Annotated in this window: 14 protein-coding genes; all 14 read right to left on the reverse strand. The window is 38.9% G+C overall.

The features are described 5' to 3' along the window. Positions 1-804: 804 nt before the first annotated feature. Positions 805-2,436, reverse strand: coding sequence for a S8 family peptidase (locus B5Y67_RS02065; RefSeq protein ID WP_242975784.1), 1,632 nt, complete (start codon positions 2,434-2,436; stop codon positions 805-807). Then, positions 2,437-3,270: a hypothetical protein gene (locus B5Y67_RS25710; RefSeq protein ID WP_242975785.1), complete on the reverse strand. Its 834-nt coding sequence runs from the start codon at positions 3,268-3,270 to the stop codon at positions 2,437-2,439. A 3-nt stretch (positions 3,271-3,273) separates the two neighbouring features. Continuing rightward, complete coding sequence (locus tag B5Y67_RS02070; RefSeq protein WP_088224916.1) at positions 3,274-4,239, reverse strand: ATP-binding protein; 966 nt, start codon at positions 4,237-4,239, stop codon at positions 3,274-3,276. A gap of 378 nt (positions 4,240-4,617) precedes the next feature. After that, positions 4,618-4,785 carry a hypothetical protein gene (locus B5Y67_RS25140; protein ID WP_170932553.1) on the reverse strand — a complete coding sequence of 56 codons (168 nt, stop codon included), beginning with the start codon at positions 4,783-4,785 and terminating at the stop codon, positions 4,618-4,620. Positions 4,786-5,590: 805 nt separating this feature from the next. Continuing rightward, a complete protein-coding gene (locus B5Y67_RS02080; protein ID WP_088224917.1) occupies positions 5,591-6,313 on the reverse strand; it encodes a TatD family hydrolase in 723 nt (240 codons plus the stop codon). Further along, complete coding sequence (gene qatC / locus B5Y67_RS02085) at positions 6,313-7,677, reverse strand: Qat anti-phage system QueC-like protein QatC (protein ID WP_088224918.1); 1,365 nt, start codon at positions 7,675-7,677, stop codon at positions 6,313-6,315. The genes B5Y67_RS02080 and qatC overlap by 1 nt, the downstream gene beginning before the upstream one ends. Next, positions 7,674-8,366 carry a hypothetical protein gene (locus tag B5Y67_RS02090; RefSeq protein ID WP_088224919.1) on the reverse strand — a complete coding sequence of 231 codons (693 nt, stop codon included), beginning with the start codon at positions 8,364-8,366 and terminating at the stop codon, positions 7,674-7,676. The genes qatC and B5Y67_RS02090 overlap by 4 nt, the downstream gene beginning before the upstream one ends. A 2-nt stretch (positions 8,367-8,368) precedes the next feature. Next, complete coding sequence (locus B5Y67_RS02095) at positions 8,369-10,231, reverse strand: P-loop NTPase fold protein (RefSeq protein WP_088224920.1); 1,863 nt, start codon at positions 10,229-10,231, stop codon at positions 8,369-8,371. Between the two features lie 516 nt (positions 10,232-10,747). Beyond that, the gene (locus B5Y67_RS02100; RefSeq protein ID WP_170932554.1) at positions 10,748-11,656 is read right to left on the reverse strand and encodes a DUF4238 domain-containing protein; all 909 of its coding nucleotides are present in this window, start codon (positions 11,654-11,656) and stop codon (positions 10,748-10,750) included. Positions 11,657-11,898: 242 nt separating this feature from the next. Continuing rightward, positions 11,899-13,179 (reverse strand): hypothetical protein, encoded by a 1,281-nt coding sequence (locus B5Y67_RS02105; RefSeq protein ID WP_088224922.1) that lies wholly within the window; start codon positions 13,177-13,179, stop codon positions 11,899-11,901. A gap of 96 nt (positions 13,180-13,275) precedes the next feature. Further along, positions 13,276-13,677, reverse strand: coding sequence for a hypothetical protein (locus B5Y67_RS02110; RefSeq protein WP_088224923.1), 402 nt, complete (start codon positions 13,675-13,677; stop codon positions 13,276-13,278). A gap of 205 nt (positions 13,678-13,882) precedes the next feature. Then, on the reverse strand, positions 13,883-14,791 hold the full coding sequence (locus B5Y67_RS25565) for a hypothetical protein (RefSeq protein ID WP_207652384.1): 909 nt from the start codon (positions 14,789-14,791) through the stop codon (positions 13,883-13,885). Continuing rightward, positions 14,781-17,885, reverse strand: a complete 3,105-nt coding sequence (locus B5Y67_RS25570; protein WP_207652385.1) for an ATP-binding protein — start codon at positions 17,883-17,885, stop codon at positions 14,781-14,783. Before B5Y67_RS25570 ends, B5Y67_RS25565 begins: the two co-directional genes overlap by 11 nt. Before the next feature lie 641 nt (positions 17,886-18,526). Further along, a complete protein-coding gene (locus B5Y67_RS02130; protein ID WP_088224924.1) occupies positions 18,527-20,269 on the reverse strand; it encodes a DEAD/DEAH box helicase family protein in 1,743 nt (580 codons plus the stop codon). Positions 20,270-20,395: the final 126 nt, after the last annotated feature.

Below are 20,395 nucleotides of genomic sequence, written 5' to 3' on the forward strand. Positions count from 1 at the left end.
TCTTGAAACTGACTAACCGGAGTTAATCTATGATGGCTTTATATCATGGGGCTGCAGCTAATTGGCGTTGTTAATATCAATTTGCCGGGTTTACAGGCTATGCCCGAGAAAAAGGGCGGACGGCGTCCTTCTCATCCTATTAGGATTATATTTTTTCACACGAACTAGCTAGAAATAAACGAGGGTCCGATGCTCTACGAACTCTGTTCTTAGAGCATCGGACCCAAATCATCTGGAGATTTTTAATGATCCTTTTGTTTCTGATCCGCTATGGCGGATTCACTTATTGCCGATAGAGACTTTAGCAATCAATTGAACGAGATTAAACTACTTTCCCCCCTCAGCCTCCATCATCTTAATGTCACCCACTTTTAGGTTGACAAATACAGTATTCATTCCGCTGACACTTATTGCCTATAAGCGCAAGGCGTGATCCTTGCGAAGTATGGTGAAATTATTTACGTTGGAAGCAGATGTAATCTTATTATATCCCTCAAAATTTAGAAATCGAAACAATATCCAGTCACTACAAATCTTGAGGATACAAAAATAATGCCTGAAAAGCTGGTATCTCCTTGGCGTAAACAGGACTAAGTACACAACTTTTTTGGCATGCTCATTTTCGATATTTAGTGCCTTTGCCATAATTTCAAACTTTGCATCTCCTTAAAGTAAAAATCATACCAGATGGAGAGACAAAAAACGCACTTTCCGACCCAATAGGATAGATAGTGCGTTGGCTAACGTGAACAGTTATACCGCTTACATTACAGAAACGTTTGCTTATAAAATTTTATACAATATTTATTTAGGGATTGTTATCTCAATAATTTGAGTGGTTTCAACTTTAGTAATAATAGGTGTGTACAAATCAACTTCAACCTCAGGTGTTTCGATCGAAAGGACAAGAGCATATCTTACTTTCTCGTTGTATTTACCGAGATGGCTTCTTTCTCGCCACCAACCGATAACCGGATAAACTGCAACATAATTTGCATCACACAAATTAACAGCTAAGTCTTCACAAAAATCAGAATGTATTGAGCCCACGTCGCGATTTCCAACACCCAAATACCAATCCCGACTACTTCCATCTCCACTATCTTTTCTGTCATCACCACGCATTTTAATATTAACGCGTTTTTTGAAATCTTCTAATGTTTCATTAGAGTTGATAACATCAAACCTAAGACCGCAGGAAGGATATCTATACTTGTCTTTCCACCCCACTTCTCCCGGACCTGGCTCTATAAAATAGGAAAGAGTAGCCCTTATTATTGCTTTTGTCTCTCCTAAAGACTGTAATACTTCTTTTGGCCAGGGTATATCGTGCAAGTGCATTTCATTCATTTGCTTTTTAGTAAATGGCTGTAATTCGCCTTGTATAATCAAATTCACCGAATTATCAACGCACTGAATTGCTTTTGACAAATCTGGAACACCATAACCACAAGTACGCAGCAACAATTTCCTGCCCTTTGTTTTGGTATCTTCTTTGCAAAACTGTCTATGCATACTTTCGGTCCATCTTGCAGAATGCACTAATAAAGCTCGTACTGTTTCGGGCCATATACCCGGATATTCTGCATAAATCTGTGCCGCCATCCATGATGCTTGCGCAGTCGCTGAACTCGTTCCCCAAGTAGTTGAGAACGGGCGTACTAAATGTTTGTGATATGTAGTCAAAAGCGATAAATCTTCGCACTCAGTATAGTCTGTATCATTTGTAGCCATATTACCGCCATCTAGAAGTATTTCAGGTTTGATTGGCCATTTATTACTCCATGTTACAGAAGTAGAACTATAAGGTGACAATTGCCCTACATCAGCAACCGGGTGGAAATGCTTATAATTAGAGTCTGAAATCCGGATATCATTTGCTATGGCCCCGACAGTGACTGCATTCCAAGATTGCCCCGGATTTTCAACCCCATGAAGAATACTCGAATCAGGATAGTCATTATTAGCTAGTTCTGCTGGAAATACATTACCGGCGCTAATAAAAAACAAACGTTTTTCGCCGTTTTCGTTTGCGCCTGAAGTGATACTATCCACTGCAGCAGACCAGGAAGTAGGGCTGCCATCTTCTGTATTATAATATGGTGAAGTTACAGCCATGCATAAGGTTCTATCCGCTGACGGATTAGATATCTCCGCCAACGCAACAGCTTGTTCAGTAATTGCCCCATATAACTCTATAGGATTTTCTCCTTTTGGTGGTAGAATTTTAACGGACTCAATTTCATGGTTAATGACTAACCTATTGTGGTCTAACAATTTATCCTTCAAATTGTGATATAAAGCTATCCCCGCCATTTCAGTCCCATGCCCCATATGGTCAGTTGTTCCCCAAGAATCGTTAACAGTTTGTACAGTATTTGTACCTTTTATTGCCCGAGAAATTAAAGGATGTGAATTGTTTAGCCCTGTGTCCAATTAGCAGACAGAAGAATTACTGTCCATAAATTCCGTTCGATTCAATAATTCTTCAGCCCATTCCTGTTGTTCTTCACCATATAGTGTATCAAAGAAACTCGTAGGTTCAGATGCTCTGCGAAATTCAGTGATATATTCGCAGCAACTGATCAGGTTAGATAATTGAGGTTTATTGGCCTTGATCAGATGAACTATACGTTCCGGAAAAATCAATTTGTTGTGATCAATATCTATTTCCAATGTTCGGCAACACTCTGAGATGTCAGTTAAAGCATTTTCAAGAAATAAATTATCGTATCTAATCCATACTTCACACCATTGAGCGACTTCGTTGGGAATATCCTCTGGTTTTCCTATCCAAAATGAATCTAACATCGCAACTCTTATGTCATCAATGCTGCGCACTAAATCATTATGTTTGGGGATTCCTTTTTCAGTAACTTCGGATGAATATGCTTCAATTTTTTTAATGAAGTAGGATTCCTTTCCCGCAGGGATATACACCGTTGCCCTAATTGTTCCCGTTTCTTCATCGGTTTTTACATTCAAAAGGCGTATACCCTGAGTTCTGTTTTCCAAGCTTTTAATTGCCAAATCATGTTTGACTGCGCTGGAAAACTCTAGGTACACGCCTTCTTTATATCTTATTGCAGCAACTTGCTTTTGAGTTGCTGAACGCTCGTAGCATTCGTTCAATTTTCTCTCAATAAACATAGCATGTGCCTTGCTATTTTCTCGTTGGGGGTATTTTTTCTCAACTGGAGTTGAACGAGAAACGTACGAAATGGATGTGTTTGTGTCATGCAAAAAGATATTCTTCTTCTCAACCGACAACCGTTACGCCTCCTTTCCAGAATATAGCGTTAACCTTTCTTTAACCAGGTTCAGCATCTTGGCCTGGGTTATTTTATTATCAGCCAAGATGGAATCCTTAATAGCATCTTCACATACTCTGATTATTTCGGCATGACTTAATACAAGCGATTCTTCAATTAATTGAGTAGAGGGCACAAAGTCACTTTGATAAGCTGCAAGCTTATATTGATACAGCCGTTTTACTTCGCTTTCAGTGGGCATTGAATAATGCAAAACATCGTCAAAACGCCTAAACAATGCTTGATCCAGCAATTTTTGGTTGTTAGTAGCCGCAACAATAATGCTCTCTGATTTATCCTGTTCAATAAACTGCAGAAAGGAGTTCAGTATTCTTCGCATTTCTCCAACTTCATTATCCAAGTTTCTATCTGCCCCAATAGCATCAAATTCATCAAAAAAATATACGCCGATTGAATTCTCAACTGAATCAAAAATCTGTCTCAATTTCGAGCTGGTTTCACCCATAAATTTTGTAACCAACTTATCCATCTGGACTGTATAAAGGGGTAACCCAGTTTCAGAAGCTATTACTGAAGCCGTAAATGTCTTTCCAGTTCCCGGCTTCCCTTCAATAAGAATTTTACGACGATTACTCATCCCATAACTTCTCAGTTTGTTTCTATTTTTAAATTCATTTAAGATTCTTTTGATTCTATCATGAATCTCGTCAGATACAATTAAATCCTTCAATCTTTCAGTTGGAATGGACATTGTAAGCATAGGATTATTTTGCATCTGATTAAAATGAAGTATATTCGCTCTGGCATTTCCAGTTTTTTCAGCCAGCTTCTTCAATTCCCGTGCAAGGGTTTCGTGGTTAAGTTTGGCCTCATAAGCAGCAATTTGCAGTACTACAGTTTTGAATTTCTCATTGTCATTATCATTATGAGCTTTGATTAAGCTTTTAATTTGATCTGCAGTAGCCATCCCACCAATACCTCCTTGCCCATAAACATAGATATTATATTATATCCTTTATCCTGGTCAAATTCAATCAATAATACATTTTTTACCAATCTGCGGTGAACTGGGGCCCAACGACACACAGGGGCTGACCCCAGAACCCGAACCCGCTGTCGTGAAGGAGATTGAGAAGAATAAAGGAGTTCGGGGGCTGCAGTACTGAAGTTGGATCTGACTCAAATATCGACCTTCGAGGGAGGTCTACTTGACATGAGCCTTCGATTTGAACTATCCGGAATTTCCGGATAGTAACTTCATTGATAATTGGTTTCCTTTGGCCCGGGCTTGTACCAGGAATCTTACGCGCGTAAGATTCTTGGTACAAGCAGTGATCCTTTTTCCCTATTCAGAATCACGGTCGTCATCTTTAATGGCAACGACTTTGAACCCGGGAAACGGCTCTGCATCCATGAAATCCGCCTCGCCCTCCTGCAGTGCTTTTAAAAGGATATCCATGGCATCAGCTACTTTAGCCGCCAGCTGAAAATACATTTTTCTGTAATCCAACATCTTATTCTATACCCCCTATTTCAAGCAGCGGCAAGGCTCCGGGCCAGGACCCTGTCCTGCCGTCTGCTTTTATAGGGGAAATTAAAAAGCGCATGCGAGGTTGTTCTTTTTACCCTACACATGCGCCGTGCTTCGTTATTTGCTGAATCCTAAACACCTGAACCCATTAATGTTCCTTTCCGCTGCCTGGGTCAGGAATAGGCTGATCTCCTGCTGCGTGAAGCCGCACAGTCTGCGCCCTGGCGACGTTTAATTATACTTGGTTCACCCGTAGCACAGGAACCTTGCTTGTGCATAAATGGGCAACATTGTATAATAAAAATGTCGTCGTGGACAGTCTGTTACGTGTAGGTGCTTGCGTCACCTGCTCGTGCCTGGAAGTGCGCCAACACTTTCAGGTCACGGCGACTTTTTAATTTCCACCTATTCCTAATTATAGCTTTTTTGACGGGGATTGCAAGGTATGAGAGAGGGGTAGCGGGAAAAAAGCATCTTGTCCGCTTTTAGGTCAAAGTATTTAAGAACGGGAAGTTTGACCTAAAATTTTTGGTGGTACTTGCCCTCTTCTTCCCAATGACTTTTGATACCAAGTTGGGGCACCCGGTTTCCTACCCAGTTGTTAAAATATATTTCCCTCTTTTAATTAATAATATGGATTTTGCGAAGTTCATTTGCGAGAAGAAGATTGCGAAATTAAACATCATGGGAATGTAGCACATGAGGTTGAATAACGAACCGTGTATATACCAATAAACATCACCTTTCCTGTTTTGCGGTTTTTACATTGTTATATACCCACGTTCTTTCACCTTGATAGTATGTTCTTAAAATTTTCGAACACATTGGCAATTAAATTGGGATTACCATAGAATTGCGAAATCGAATTATAAGATTGAAGCAAAGATTCAGGCGTGTATTTTTTCCCAGCTACCTTTGTGTAGGGGCCATCACTTTCAATCAACACTTTTTCTTTAGGAATCAGTATATATTTCTTACTGTTTCTACCGACTACCATATTGCTGTTAATTGAGAAATAACACCCCATATCCATTAGCTCAGCCATATGTTTCTCACTGCCAGTAAACCAATGAATAATTACCTTTTTAGGTACATACTTCCTGAGTATAGTAATTGCTTCGGTTTCTGCATTTCGAATATGTAGTGTCATTAACTTGTTATCCCCAGTGCACCTTTCTACTATTGTTTCAAAGCAGCGCACCTGTTGAGATTTTGACATATAACTAGATTTTGAAAAATCAAGACCAATTTCTCCTATATAATCTGTTCTGTCAATCAGCCTCATAAAATCATATAGATCTTGATTTGATAAATCTCGATCTTGCGGGTGATATCCTATAGCAAACTTCAAGTACTGTGTTTCTGGAATCATTCTTTGGCAAGACAAAAAGACCCCTGGTGAATTGGTCACACAGATAGTGTACTGTTTCAATTCTGTAATTTTCGCTGCAACTTCCAAATAATTACGATAGTGATCCAAATGGAAGTGTGTATCAATCAAATTCTTCATTACATGTACTTTAGCATTCCGGGATCGGATGATAGAAGTTCAATCAAATCATTCATTCCAGATATGTATACTCGTTCATATTTACTAATTTCGTCTGATGTAAGCTTACCGGTACACCATATTAATCTACGGATGTCTTTACTCGAAGAATTCTTAAATCTATATATACTGTTAAGAATTGCGTATAAATCGTCGCTTCTTTCACTTTCTAATACGGTTTCCAAAAAAGTTGAAGGCATGAGTTTACTTGAATATTTACCATCTGACTCCACATCCTGTAGTGAGCTTTTCCGTATTAAACACGGATAACAATACCCGCAATTTATTGGGTATTCTCTGCTTCCGTTTTTGTTATACCGTGCAAGACAAGGATGAGCGCATGAAATGGTCTCAGCATATCCGCGCTTAAATACTTCCGTATTTGTTACCATTTGAACAATTTCACGTTTTGTATTGAACGCAAAAAAGTTATAGATTTGATTCCTTATTCCTATCAGTTGAAGGATTTCACTAAATTCTTTTAGAAAAGCAGGATGAGTTGTCCGTGTACTACATGATCCCTTTCTGCTATTGGTAAGAGCGACGTTGAGCCCAATAAACCCGTTCTCCGGAATATAAATAGGTGTTTCTTCTCCAAGAATACCGGCAATAGAAACAGCAGCACACAAGAACAGAAGAGAACGTCCTCTTGATGTGTTTTCTGTTTGTGTTAATGCACTGCCATTTTGAGTAACAGGTGCACGAGCGCCTGCAGTAAATCCTATAAAAACTGATGATTGCTCTGAATAGCATTCTTGAAAATCATGGCAGAACTTTTCCTGTATATATCGCAATTTGGGATATTCATTGTGTCCGATTAATACAGGAGATTTTCCCTTTGCAAGTAATTTTATTGCACCACAATAAGAGTCCAAGCCTCCTGAAAACAGGCTGACGCAATCACATTTTGACACATCAATTCTCTTTCGATTCTTTTTCTTGTGTTTACTGCAGACAGCATCTGTTTGACGAAATTTAATATTCCATACATCTCCCGTCAAAAAAGATAGCAAGGCATTCAATTTTTCTACCGTAGGCAGCCACTTTTGAATTTCTAAAACAGGAATGGAAACTTCAATTTCACGTGTCCAGCAATCAGAAAATTCCCGTCTGCTTACTCTTTTATCAAGAGCAAAAATACTCATTCCAATTATAAAGAGGTCTTCATATACAGGGCTTATCACTTGCTGATCAAGGTGATACCAAATACTTGGCAGACTTGAAAACATTGTACTCCCTGAATCACGATTTATTGTCAAAATATATGAAGTTTCCCAGCTTTTTATTGGTTCGCGATCATTTTCCTTTTTTATCCAGAATCTCATTTCATAGCCTCCCCATAAAAGTTGGTGCATATATTAAGCGCCTCTTTTAAAACTCTTTGAACAATATTGGAAGTAATCATATTTGCAAAATCCATTTTTTTAATTTCTTGCTTGGACAACAAATCATGTATAGTGTCGGCTATATAACTGTGCACTTCCTTGAGAATTGAAGCTTTCTCAGCTGGTGTTCTACCATGCCCAATTTTCTCATCAAATCTCAAGTCAAAATTGATATTGATAAATTCAGTAACCATTTCTCTTAAAAGCGCATCCAAGTCAGTAGTTCCCAAATCATCAATGGAAACAATATCTAAATTATCGAATGCTTGAGAAAGCGCATCTGCGGCCATTGAATCTTCAATAGTGGCCGCATTGTTGGTAAACTGATTAAGAAGTTCACTTAGCACATATCCAGGCTCTTTCCCAATCAAATCATCTCTACCAAAAGTCGATAAAGTATTGTCCAACCCATTTTGGCCGATACTTCTTACAAATCCCAATACGTTGCCCGCTGCTGAAGCGAATGACGAATTAATTGCTCCACCGCTTACATTCATAGCCTCGGCGTATTTTTGGACTGCCACAGCCTTTGATTCCGAATCTCTGTTTCTAAGATACGATGAAACAGCTCGTTTAGCATTACTCCATTCCGGCTTTGTTGGCGCTATATAACCTTTTGATGTTCCCATGATTATTTCGCTCCTTTACCTTGAATAGAATTAATAGTCTTTTTATCAATTACGCCAGTCTTTTCCCAAACGGACATCAACGAATCAATTTTTGAATTATCTACTTCACGCATTTTCTTAATGGCTGCTATGTTACCCAGCGTTACCTTTACTGGATACTTTTCCAATGCTGAAATAAGTTTATCTCGATACGCTTCAAATTCCACGAAAAGGTTACGTACTATGTAGAACTCTATCTCTCCTTTTTCAATCTTCAGCAATAACACGCTAAACACACTATTTTGGTCAAGTGCTGATAAGCCTTTAAAATCTCGAGTGATAGGATCAATGAGCCCCCTTGTTGCATTGCCAAAACGCTGAAGAATATCCTTTGCCGCTGCCGAAAGTGTGGATTCGTCTATATCTGATTTTTTCAAACTTTCCCTCGTCAGGTAGAAATATCTATCCAATCGTTCTTTTTCCAGTTTTACTGGTTGAGAATTAATCCACCTGACAATGCTCGGAATTCTCCAAGCGTTATATTTTTTATCACTATTTGTATCTTGTGTAATACTTAGACGCATTGCTTTGAAATCTTCGTTTTCTGTGGTAAATCTTTTGTTCCACTCATTGAGCTGAATAAATAAATCTTTGTCAAGTTTTTGTAGAACCAGCAGTTTTGCAAGAATTCTTATATTAATTGTTCCCTTACCATAATACAATTCAGCAAGCTTACGTTTGGTTGTAAATGTATTCAAAAATCGTTTTGTTTGCCTCGGATTTCCCATCAGGTTTCCAGCGACAATACTTTTGATACCGGCGATAATATCTGCTGTTTCATTAAAATCAACTTTCTGATTTTCTAATATATAATTATCTGCTAATTCCTGCAGTTTCTTTAAATCTAAAGCATCATCTGAAATCATTATTTCAGATTTTTTTACATCATTGAGGAACTTTTTAAATACATCTACACTGCAATACTGTTGAGCCACTAACAGCATGAGATAATTTTCAATATCCTTAGAGGAAAGCTCCGGAATATTAATAGGCAACTGAATGATTTTTTCTATATATTCTTTATCCAAATTTACTGCATAGTCTCCCAGCGCCGGATATTTCTTTCTAATCGAATACTGAATCACATTCTCATCTGCCGCGATTATGAATGTCATTTTTTTCACGGAAAGGAACAACTTAATAGCTTCAAGCGATTCAATAATTCGTTCCGGTTGACATCTATCCAGATCATCTATAAGCACAATAACATTTTCAATTTCTTCGTGCTCTAATGACTTTGCGAATTCTTCCTTGAATTTGCGCACATTATTAACAATGCTATTATCACTGTAGCTATTACTACTTCCAGAAGAATCATCATCTTTCAAATAATTATCCTGGATATTCTGAAGTGCATTAGCTACATTCTTAACTCCGTCTCCAATACTTTCAGCACTTCCACTAAGTCCCAAAACGATTGGAAGCGGGTTTCCCATAGCAATACTCGTTGCAATCGGAGCGCCTATGGACACCGCTTTCGTAGCCAACTTAAAATAGTTTACTTTTTTCAGTAATTTTATAATGCTATTTTTTGCTTTTTCTGGAACACTTTCTTTCAACTCATCAAGTAGCGATTCCATCAAAGCTACCTTAGCATCCTCATAGCCTTCAAAAGTCCATGCATTTATGCTAATGCATATCGTTTTCTTTTCCTTTTTCACTTTTTGCTGAATCAAATTCAGTAGAGTAGATTTACCCGCTCCCCAAATGCCAAAAACGCCTACAGTGAGAGGTTTATAGCCCTTATTTTGAGCAATCTCAGCGACAACATCTGCATAAGGTTCATAAAACAAAATATCAACTTCTGAGGCATTATCTAACCACATATACAATCGCCTTCCTACAACACCAAATTTTAATAATAGCTACTGTTTTTCTTTCACTTCATCAATATTATTCTTCTAAAGAAAACACGAATGCTTCTTTTGTGTATGATTCATCCCGTATGATAGTCTGTAGCACATGCAAGATTTGAGTATCAACACTATCGAAAGGTGATCCCGTTGTGCTTTAATATTCTGAACTTCTGATTATTTGCTATAATTCGGACTCAACCGAGATGCGCATTATTAGCCTTACGTGAAGATGGAAAGCTAGGTCTAGCTTGTCGGTAATAACCATAATGGAAAACCCGAAGGTTTCATATTCATATAAGCCTATAGGTACAGCTTTTCTCGTGGATTGCTTTGACACTGTCCACCAGAGCACTGATTTCCTGTCTCGTTATAACAGGATCATAGTTGTTGCGCTTAAACTCAAGCCACTGCGTTTCATTTGACAGCTTGCGCAGTTTGTTTACTAATCTATCAATATTTTCCGTTTACTCATATTCCTTTGCGTTCTTAGAATTGTTTCATCATGCCGACTGATCGAGCGAATGCGTGTTTGTAACACTGGCTAATCTGTTTTTTGTTTATTGAGGAAATGAAACCGACTTCTTTGCAAGCATCAAGATTAACGAGATGGCAGTCCTGATCCGAAAGCACTCCAAAGTAGGCTAACGGATGGATAGCACATAAGAGCAGTTTTGGCGAGATCGGATAATAAATCATTGTGGTCGGCTTTATGAGTCCATTGGCAAATGGACGGGCGTTATTCGTAATACTATCGATGAACATGACCGGGTTATCACTGGTTATGAATTCCATATTCCCTTGTATTCGATAGATGAGAAAATCTCGGCTGCAAAGGATTCCAGCGTATTGTGCAATTCTATCCGAATCCAGCGTAACGTCCATAGCCGTCTGCTTGAAGTAATAGTCATCGCTTGCGAATGCTTCCAGCAGCTTATTCTGCTCATTGCTAAGCGGCCCAAACAAGTTTTTAGCTTTATCTATTGCTTCCGGCAGATAATCCGCATAAAGCTTTTGTTCATACTCGCGGCTTTGCTTTCCGCGGAGTAGCTGTACGACCATAATAACCGCAAGTTGCTCCTTTTCAGAGGGACTTATAACTGTTGCTCCGTTTTGCACCAAAATGTTCGTTTGAGAAATTAACTTTGATAAAAGTTTCCCCATAAGTGGCTCTATACTGGAAGCATAAGTATGTTCCCAGCAATATGGATCTTCAAGCTTTTCCAATGTATAGAAATCATTTTCTGCACCTACGGCACGAACTCCAGTCGAGAATATCCGGCGTTCACGCTTGTCCATCACTGCAATACAACCGTGTAAATCACAGAAGTTTTTTAAATATACCTGAGGCACATGATGCTGTCTGGTAGGCTTGTTTTCCTTACCGATCTTTCTCACCTCGATTCTGCTTAAAACAAAAATCCATCACTCCATCGCTTTTACCTGCCTTTGGCTGTAAACTGAATAGCAATAGATTCTACGTGTTGCTCTTAATAACTTATTGTTCCGTTTCGTATATAAGCTTTTTATCCAGTAGATACTTTATTAGCGAAATGGAGAGTACCTTTTCCGATTTCAAGCAATGCGCTTTCAATTGGTCTATAGTGATATAGGATCATCGGGGCTCCTCTCCTTTTTGTTCACTGCTTGTCTATATAGGCAGTGCATGGGGGACAGAATCCGTGCTCAAGCGCATCCGCATCTACCAATTCGCCGCAACGTTCACATTTCACCAGTTCATTTTCATATCCACAATAACAGCACCGACCTATAGGCAGGAAAGTTTCATCGATGGATACGCCAAACTTTCCGCATTGCTCACAGGGGAAGTCGGCGACAAACTGCACCGCACCCTTATTCTCGTAGGCAAGTGCGTCAAGCTTTGCCGGATAAGGATTCAAAGACTCAATGGTATCAAACAGTTCATCTCGAAAATCATCCAGTTTAGAAGTATCATACTCGGAATCATCGGTGGCTACCATGATACCCTCTTCACCCTCATAGCCATTCCCATTGTGGAAATGTACTTCTGCCTTGCAGATTTCATCTCCGGCTCCGTCTTTTGCAACTATATAGCAAGTGCTGTCTTCGCCGAGGTCATCATCGACAGAATACTGCGCTATAGTATCAATCCTTGCACTGCCATCCTCCACTGCCGGGCATGATATCGAGAAAACGATCTCCCCCTCAGTGGGTGTGGCAAAATCGGAAATTTCATAACAAACATCTAAATGATACCGTTGATAGACGGCACCGAAAAGATCGTGCAGAACTTCATCAAACCAGTCTTTGATTCCACTTTCATCCAGTATGTCCATCCCAGTCTCACTCGCCAGTCGATCACGATAATACTCGCGCTCGTATTCGGTATCTTCATGTTCTGCTTCCCATGTTTGAAGTACTTCATCTGCTGTCTCTTCATGCTCAAACTTGGCATCGGCTGATAAGATGAGTGAGCCCATAGTATTAAAATCCTTTAGAATTACCTGATAGGCACTCCACGACAGCATTTTGCTGTGGGCAACATGATTCCGATCTTCGATGAAGGCGTGGGCAGCAGTTTTGAAGGCATCCGGATTATCAATGTACGGGACGAAAAGATCATCCCATATTTTTTTATCTACAGTTCGCCGGGCTTTGATATAATCAGCTACGCTGCCACCTGTGACCTTTTGTTTGGCTCCCATCTCCTGAACCTTTGCATAATCTTGTCGGCTCAGGATAACATTATCTTTGAAGATAACACCTTCAAATATTACCCCTGCCAAAGTTTCAAGCGTCATGGAGAGAAAATCCGCATTGATGTTGTCAAACTCAGGAACACGCTGAATAAACTTTTCTTTCAGGCTCTTTACCGATTCAGCATATTTCTCCAGCCCAGCTTTTTTGATCCAGTTCACACCAAGAAAGTGAATCAGCACTTTGCTGGCGAAGGCCCTCAGGTTGTTTTCAACTGTGAACGCCTTCTCATAGGCTTCTTTACATAGCGCGGCCGCTTGCTCATCTACAAGCCATGTTCATTCCTGCCAGTCAGGGAAGAGCCGGTTCTTCAACGCAATTTTCAGATCTTCGAGTTTCTGGTCGTAACTCTTCGTTCCTGGCGCCGTGATGGCAATTTCCAGACGAGCCGCTTCACCGTTATAGGTGTTGATGGCGAAAGATATGTTGTACTCGGAACCAACTGTTGAAGAGATTGTAAACGTCTCATTTGCAATGCGCTCACATGCACCGAGGTATATTTGATTATCCCAGTCTGAAGGTGCGAGGGCTTTGAATACATCCGTTACAATATTCTTGCAGTAGTCATCACCATGGTAACGTTCTACACGGATGTCTTCAAATTCTTCAGAATGCTCCATCGTCCAGGTATACAACTGATTCATATTCTTAATGCCATCCATTGACAATAATATATGCATTTTACTGTTTGCCTCTCGTTCCTTGCTTTCTTTCCCACATATTATTTGTTTATTGTCCTAAAAACATTTTACTTTATCAGATGTTTAATTTCACCTAATAGTACAAATGACCTGTAAATCTATTAAACATAATAGGAAATTTCTAACTCTTGTAAATAATCCTGCTGATATGGATAAGGAGAAGCTGATATTTTAATAATATGGATCAATGAATCCTAACGCAAATATGATACAAATTAACCGTTCTGCCCGATCGGTTGTGAACAGTTTTCATTATCTTTAACTCCGAATACCCATACTCATTATCTATACTCGTGTCAGATGAAAGCAACGGAACGTCATAACTGTAATTCGCAACATGAGCGGAGTAATTGCTCCAAAATGAAACAAAATCCGCAACTTTTACATATGACAAACAGATGTTAAATCTATTACCAGATGTGTCATATAAAAACACCTTGTCGATATGTTTATTAATATAGCTCACATTAACAGAATCAAGGTTCATCGCTTCAATGACGGTAAAAGGAAATCCGTCCTTTGACACAAAGATGTCTACCTCACCTGCATCCTTTCCGGTCGATGAACTGCCGCGCCGGGTTTGGTCTTTTACGCCATAACCAATAGCTCCAAGAATATCTCCAATATAATCATTGCGCTCATCTTCACTTGAATTGGAATATAGTTTTCTTGCTTGTAAATTTAGGCAAGCTCTGACTACATTCTTAACGAAAGCACCTTGTGAGTCGAGGTCTTTTGTGAATCCCAAAGAAAGGGCTTCTTCACTGTTTTTCAGCATAATTATGAAAATATTTTTACCATTAATGGAAACATTCCCATACTCCGCCTCAATTTCATGCGATATAAGGCTTAGAGCGGTTGATATAGGTTCTTTTGCGCGCTCGTGAATCGTGGAGCTTACTCCTTCAATTGCATAACTGTCTATGGTTTTCGTGACCCCCATCACGACATAACCATATTCCTCGGAATGATTAAGCGCTTGAAGCATATATAAAGCTAATTCATAAGGTTTTAGCTCCATACCTATTCCGACTAAATTTCTAGCAGATGTAGTGCCTAACAATTTGCCGATGGTATCTCTTTCAATCAACATTTTTTAGGCTCCTTAACGGTATTTTGTTTATCCCCGTCAACTTCAATATTCTCCCAAGTGTAATCTTCTTCGGAACTGGGTCAACCCCATTCTCTACCCACAATTCGCAGTCCTTATCGAACTCTAACAAATCTATTTCTGTGTCGTAATACAGAATTACATGCTCGAAATCCGAAGGTCTGGCTATGATATAAATTTCATGCCCTAGCTTACGCACTCTGAAAATTGTATTCGCAATAAACTGGATGTTATCTTTATCAAACTCATAATCGTCATGTACATATAGATAGTTGATGATGTTGGTTTTTGCACGATTGAGAATGGATTTGACATAATCAAAGAGTTCGGCACTACTTGTGGAGCGATGAATCTGAGCAGAACCAAAGACATTTTTTTCAAGAGCCTTACGGAGTTCTTCTTCTGATGTTATGCCCCATTGAGCAAGCAATTCTTTTGAGATACTGATAGTTTCACTCCCTGTCGCACTTGCGACAGAATGAGAATCGAGAATAGTCGCCAATTCTTTTATGTCCGTTATGTTGTATTTTTTCAAAATTTCGTCATACTGTTCTGATTTTGCCATGCTCTCGGCAATTTCCTCGTCGTCATAGAACCAATGGAAATTGTCTATAAGCTCTTTGAAGCATTTGCTTACTCTCGCATCATTACGATGGTTTCTAATCCAGATGGAAGTGTTTCTAAATGTCTCCCAAATTTCGTATCCCAGTTTACTGATGGATTTATTGTTGCTCCGCACAAAAGATGTAATAGCCTGAGCCACACTTTCTAACGATACTACCCTGTTTAGAGGCAAATCAAGTGAAATACCCTCAAACAGCATTTTTGCTCTTACATCGTCGCCTGTATACGTGGATGCATCTTTCAAGATGTCATCAACGCTACCATCATCAAGGAAGATTTCGCTTTTGCGCATAAAAATACCGTGTTGGTTAGGCAATACAGCGTATTTATCAAGCAAGTTATCGTTTTCGCAATTTTTTAGATGATTCGCCAATGCTGAAATCCATTCAACGACCTCTTTTTCGCACCCAAAGCCATACTGTGCGATTGCACCATCAATTTTGGTACATTCACAAAAATCAGCACAAACCTTTTCTCTCCAAAATTTTAGAGCTTCAGTAAGCAATCTATCGCTCAGATAAGACACCTTAATCGGTTTACTGAAAGCATCAGGGTATAAGCACCTTGCTATCTCAACAAACGCAATCTGCTTATCATTTTTATTCACACGAAGATTGATAATACTCTTGTAAAGTTCGGCACTTGCATCATCATCAAGTTGAACCTGACGAATTTCAGAAAATACATGGTTTAGGTTTATTTCTTGCAAGCCTTTCAAATATGTCCTTGTTACGCGGTTATCAAGCAACCTCTCCCTAAAATCAATGCCTGCTATTAAAGCTATATTTTTGTACATGTCCCCGATACCGTTTTCAAGGTATATCTTGTCCAAAGATAAGAAAACACCATGTTGGTTCGGTAAAATGGACGGATTACGTCCTAATTCCGCAATGAATGTTCCAGAGTTATAATAGAAAAGTGTTATTAGCTCATTCAACCATGATATTGCGTTGCCTTTAAGCTGGCTTTCAAGCGTTCCAATATCGCCGTATTCTTCAACTTTCAATATTAAGTCCATAATACCGAAGGTTCGACAATCTCCCCATAACGAGCCATACCAATGCTCGATTTCGTCTTTTTTTGTCATCATCGCAGGCATCAGTCTATTTGATAACTCCCAGATCTTGTTTCTAAACTCAGGTGTTCCGTCTTTCATAATAAAAATGTTCGGGATTCCCCAACCATCACAAAGCGAACAGACTTTCCCCAAACTATTTTGAATGAAAGCGGTTGTTTTAATATGCTCTTTAATGGGTTGAATAAGTTCCTGCTCAACCCATTCTGCGTCGAGCCAGTATTTTTCTGGTTGCTCCGCAATCCGAACGATATTATATAAGTCTTTGTAGCCTTTCGTCGCAAAATAATCGAGCATAGCGTTATAGAGGGGTATTGCTTTTGTAATTCTGCTTTTGTTTTCGTTTGAATCGCCACCCTCACGCTCAGAATGAACCAAAGGGATGCCATCACGAGGCTCGGTTGGGTTAAACATTGGGCTATTGACTACTACCGGGAAAGCAAAATCATTGGTTCCTAATAGCGGGAAATCGCAAAAAATACGCGGCAGTTTATTATGGAGTTTTAATAAATGCTTCTCGCTATCTTTTATTTCAATTTCTGCTGCTATCGAAATTGAATCGTTTGAAAGCATAAATACATATCTATCTGCGATTGTCTCTTCACCGTTTTTAGTCGTAGACATGCAAACATGAGTAACAGTTGCCGATCCAAGCTCTACGGATACTTTTCTTTCTCTCTTTATTATTCTTCGGAAATTGTCTGTAATAACGGTTATCGTATTTAATTCTTGGACAAATGCAAACACATACGGAATTGAAACAAGAAGATTCTGCAAGCCGGAAATTGCTGTCTTAACCCCCATTTCATCAAGCTCGTATATGAACTTGGTGTTCATTTGAGTCTCGTCAACCCTACATTCTGCTCCATTATCAAGCATATCACAGCTATCGCTTATAGCTTTCATTATGGATGCTTTGTCTTGACCGGTTCTATCCAATAGCGTCTTGAAAGAACGAGGATTTTCGCCTTCATCTTGTAAATAGCCGTGTATTTGTACTTTTTCAGAAAGTAAATGAGTAGTTAAAAAGCCGGTACCGAACTTTCCGGTTGACTTCTTTTTGATTTTATCAGTCAGCGAACGCTCTTTTGATGAAACCTGCTCAATCAAAAACACAATGTTTTCGGTTGTAAACAACCGACCATTATGACAGAATTCAATAATCTTATTAGTTTCACTAAACGTAATTTGAATATCAACCGAACCGCTTGCATTTACGACATCTTTGGCGTTTTGAATCAATTCCCATATCCATCTGTACGACGTGTCCGGGCTGTTGTTATCTTTAAGTGCTTTGAGTTTATCAATAATTTTAGACGCAGACTGCGCTTCACTTGCCCCCTTGCGTAGGCTTGCGATTTTTTCCCTGAATGTCATAGACTCTCTCCTCCTATAGCAAGGGTTCGTATTATTTCAAAAACGAATATCAAGTATAACTGTTCCAATTCACAATAAAAATTGCCTTATTTCTTATTCCCAACTTGGCCACAATGTCAAGTCTCTGACTAGACCTTACATGTAAGCGTAAGGGGGCAAGGGCTTGTCCCTATTAAACAAAATGCCTACTTCTCGCTGTATAGCTACCTAATCAAAATTTTACAATTATGCTCTCGCTTTACGCCCCAAAACCATACAATTTTTATCATCTAATGACCTGAATGGATAAATTATTTGCATCAAGCTGTCCTAAATACATTATAACTCTGCCATCATTGTATTCTATATAAAATTAAATATTTTCCAAAAAATGAATATCTCATTACCTAAGTTCATCCTAAAGAAATTTAGATAAGTTGCTGAAAAAGCTGCCTACGAGGCCTAAACCTTGGTGACAGCTATCATCTTATTGCCAGCCAACTTCCTAAGCTGACATTCAATGCCCTTCCCGACTACGTATTCCCAGCCGAAAATAGCGACTGTACCAAACTCTCCGGCTTCAAGAAAGCTATGAAATCTAATGGCAACCTTTGTAAACTGGTGAACCTCCAAGAGTTATGCGCTGTCTCAGATCCCCTTGTTTAAAAATTTTCATTTTCATCGCTCGTCCAATAATCAGAGAAACGCGCATATGCTAGGGATGGACCTAAACGGTGTATATTATCATAGAAATCAATTACACAACATTCATTTGTTCCACCGAAATTGGGTCCTCTTACACCACGGCCAATAATCTGCTCATACAAAATCGCACTGGTCATAGGCCTACAAATGACAATGCATTCAGTCTTTGGAGCATCAAAGCCTGTTGTTAATACACCATAATTGCATAAAAAATCTATATTTCCATTTTTAAAATCCTGGATTAATCCTCTACGTATTGTTAACGGAGTATCGGAAGAAATGGCTCCAGCTGGGCGTCCTTCCGAAGTCAATATCACTGACAAAAAATGAGCTTGCTCCACCGTACATGCATAGACAAGCGTAGGCTTCCCTTTGGGTATGCTCAAAAGCTTATTAATTATTAATAAGTTTCGATCATTATCTTTAGCAAGCCTCTTCAAAAACAATGGTCCAAGGTGTTCATCAAAATCTACAGATATTTGACTGATTTCTTGGTCAGTCAGTGTATACTCCTTACCAGAACGATATGTAATATGTTTTGCATAAGCTAAAAATCCGTTTTCTCTAAAATAGCGCAAAGGATCATTTTTGTATTCCTCTCCCAAATCTGGTTCAATAAGATATGCTTGAAATCTATTAACTAGCTTAGTTATTTCATCCTGTTTGTTAATCCCTGTTCTCCCCGGAGTAGCAGATAGCCCACAAATAGGAAATAGCTCTTCACCCTTAAGCCTTATTGCTTCATTCAGCAAATTATCATACATTGCGGAGACAGCCCTATGAGCTTCGTCAATAATCATGGCTCCAGTATTTATTAATATTTTATCTAATGCCTTATCGTCGGACTTAATACGGCTATGAAGTTGCTGTATACTGGAAACCACCACACCTCCATGCAATTCCTCATTAGGAACATCACGTCCACCATAAAATCTATAAATCCTTAAGGAGCTAACAAATTCTCTACTACCCCACATTTGCTGGACACAACTTATTACTTGTTCACAAAGTTCTTCACTCTGAGCAATCCAAACCAAATATTTGCCTTCTGAAAATCTAGGTTGCATCCAATCAATAAAAGATTCAACTGCAACTCGAGTTTTCCCCCCACCGGTAGGCAATGTTACAATACAACGTGTTCTATTTCCTTCATTGTTTAAAACTTGTAACATTTTTTCTTTAAGATTTTGCTGGAATTCTACAAGTTTTGGAACAGGAGACAAAGGCTCAATATCTGTGATTGTTGGTAGATTCTTCGTTTGTTTTACACCTGCAAGTATGTCAGGAAATCCAAGCAATTTAACAAAGTCTGTTGACCATTTACCATTTGGATGCCACTTTTTGTTTACAAGTGGAGTAATCATAAATGAGGGGCTATTAATTGAATTATCAGTACTGGCATGTTTTTCAAAAAGAATTCTTAAGTCTTTTGTATCTAGTTGAGATAGCAAATGTTTTCTAAGCTTTTTCACTTCTTCAGAACTTCCACTAAAAAGAGCAGACCCTTTTCTAAAAATCAATAATTTCGCTAGTTCCATCCTGGTTAAAGTAGAGTGGCCAAGATTCTTCAATATGCCGTTTGCTTGATCCCTAGATTCCACCCCAAAAAGTTGCCCAAGTAACTGACTAGAAACACTATAGCGGTTCACTAGCAAATCGGCAGCTTCTTCGATTTCAACTTTGTTTGGACTTATTTTCATTATCTCCCTATATTAATTTAATTTTTCGTTGTTTTCCTCTTGTTTTCATAGAATTGCTAACTTACCAAAAGAACTTATCACGGATAGAACTTGCATAAAATACTCAATTCAGAGAAATTAAGTATG

The sequence above is a fragment of the Desulfosporosinus sp. FKB genome, assembly GCF_002196705.1.
Taxonomy (GTDB): domain Bacteria; phylum Bacillota; class Desulfitobacteriia; order Desulfitobacteriales; family Desulfitobacteriaceae; genus Desulfosporosinus.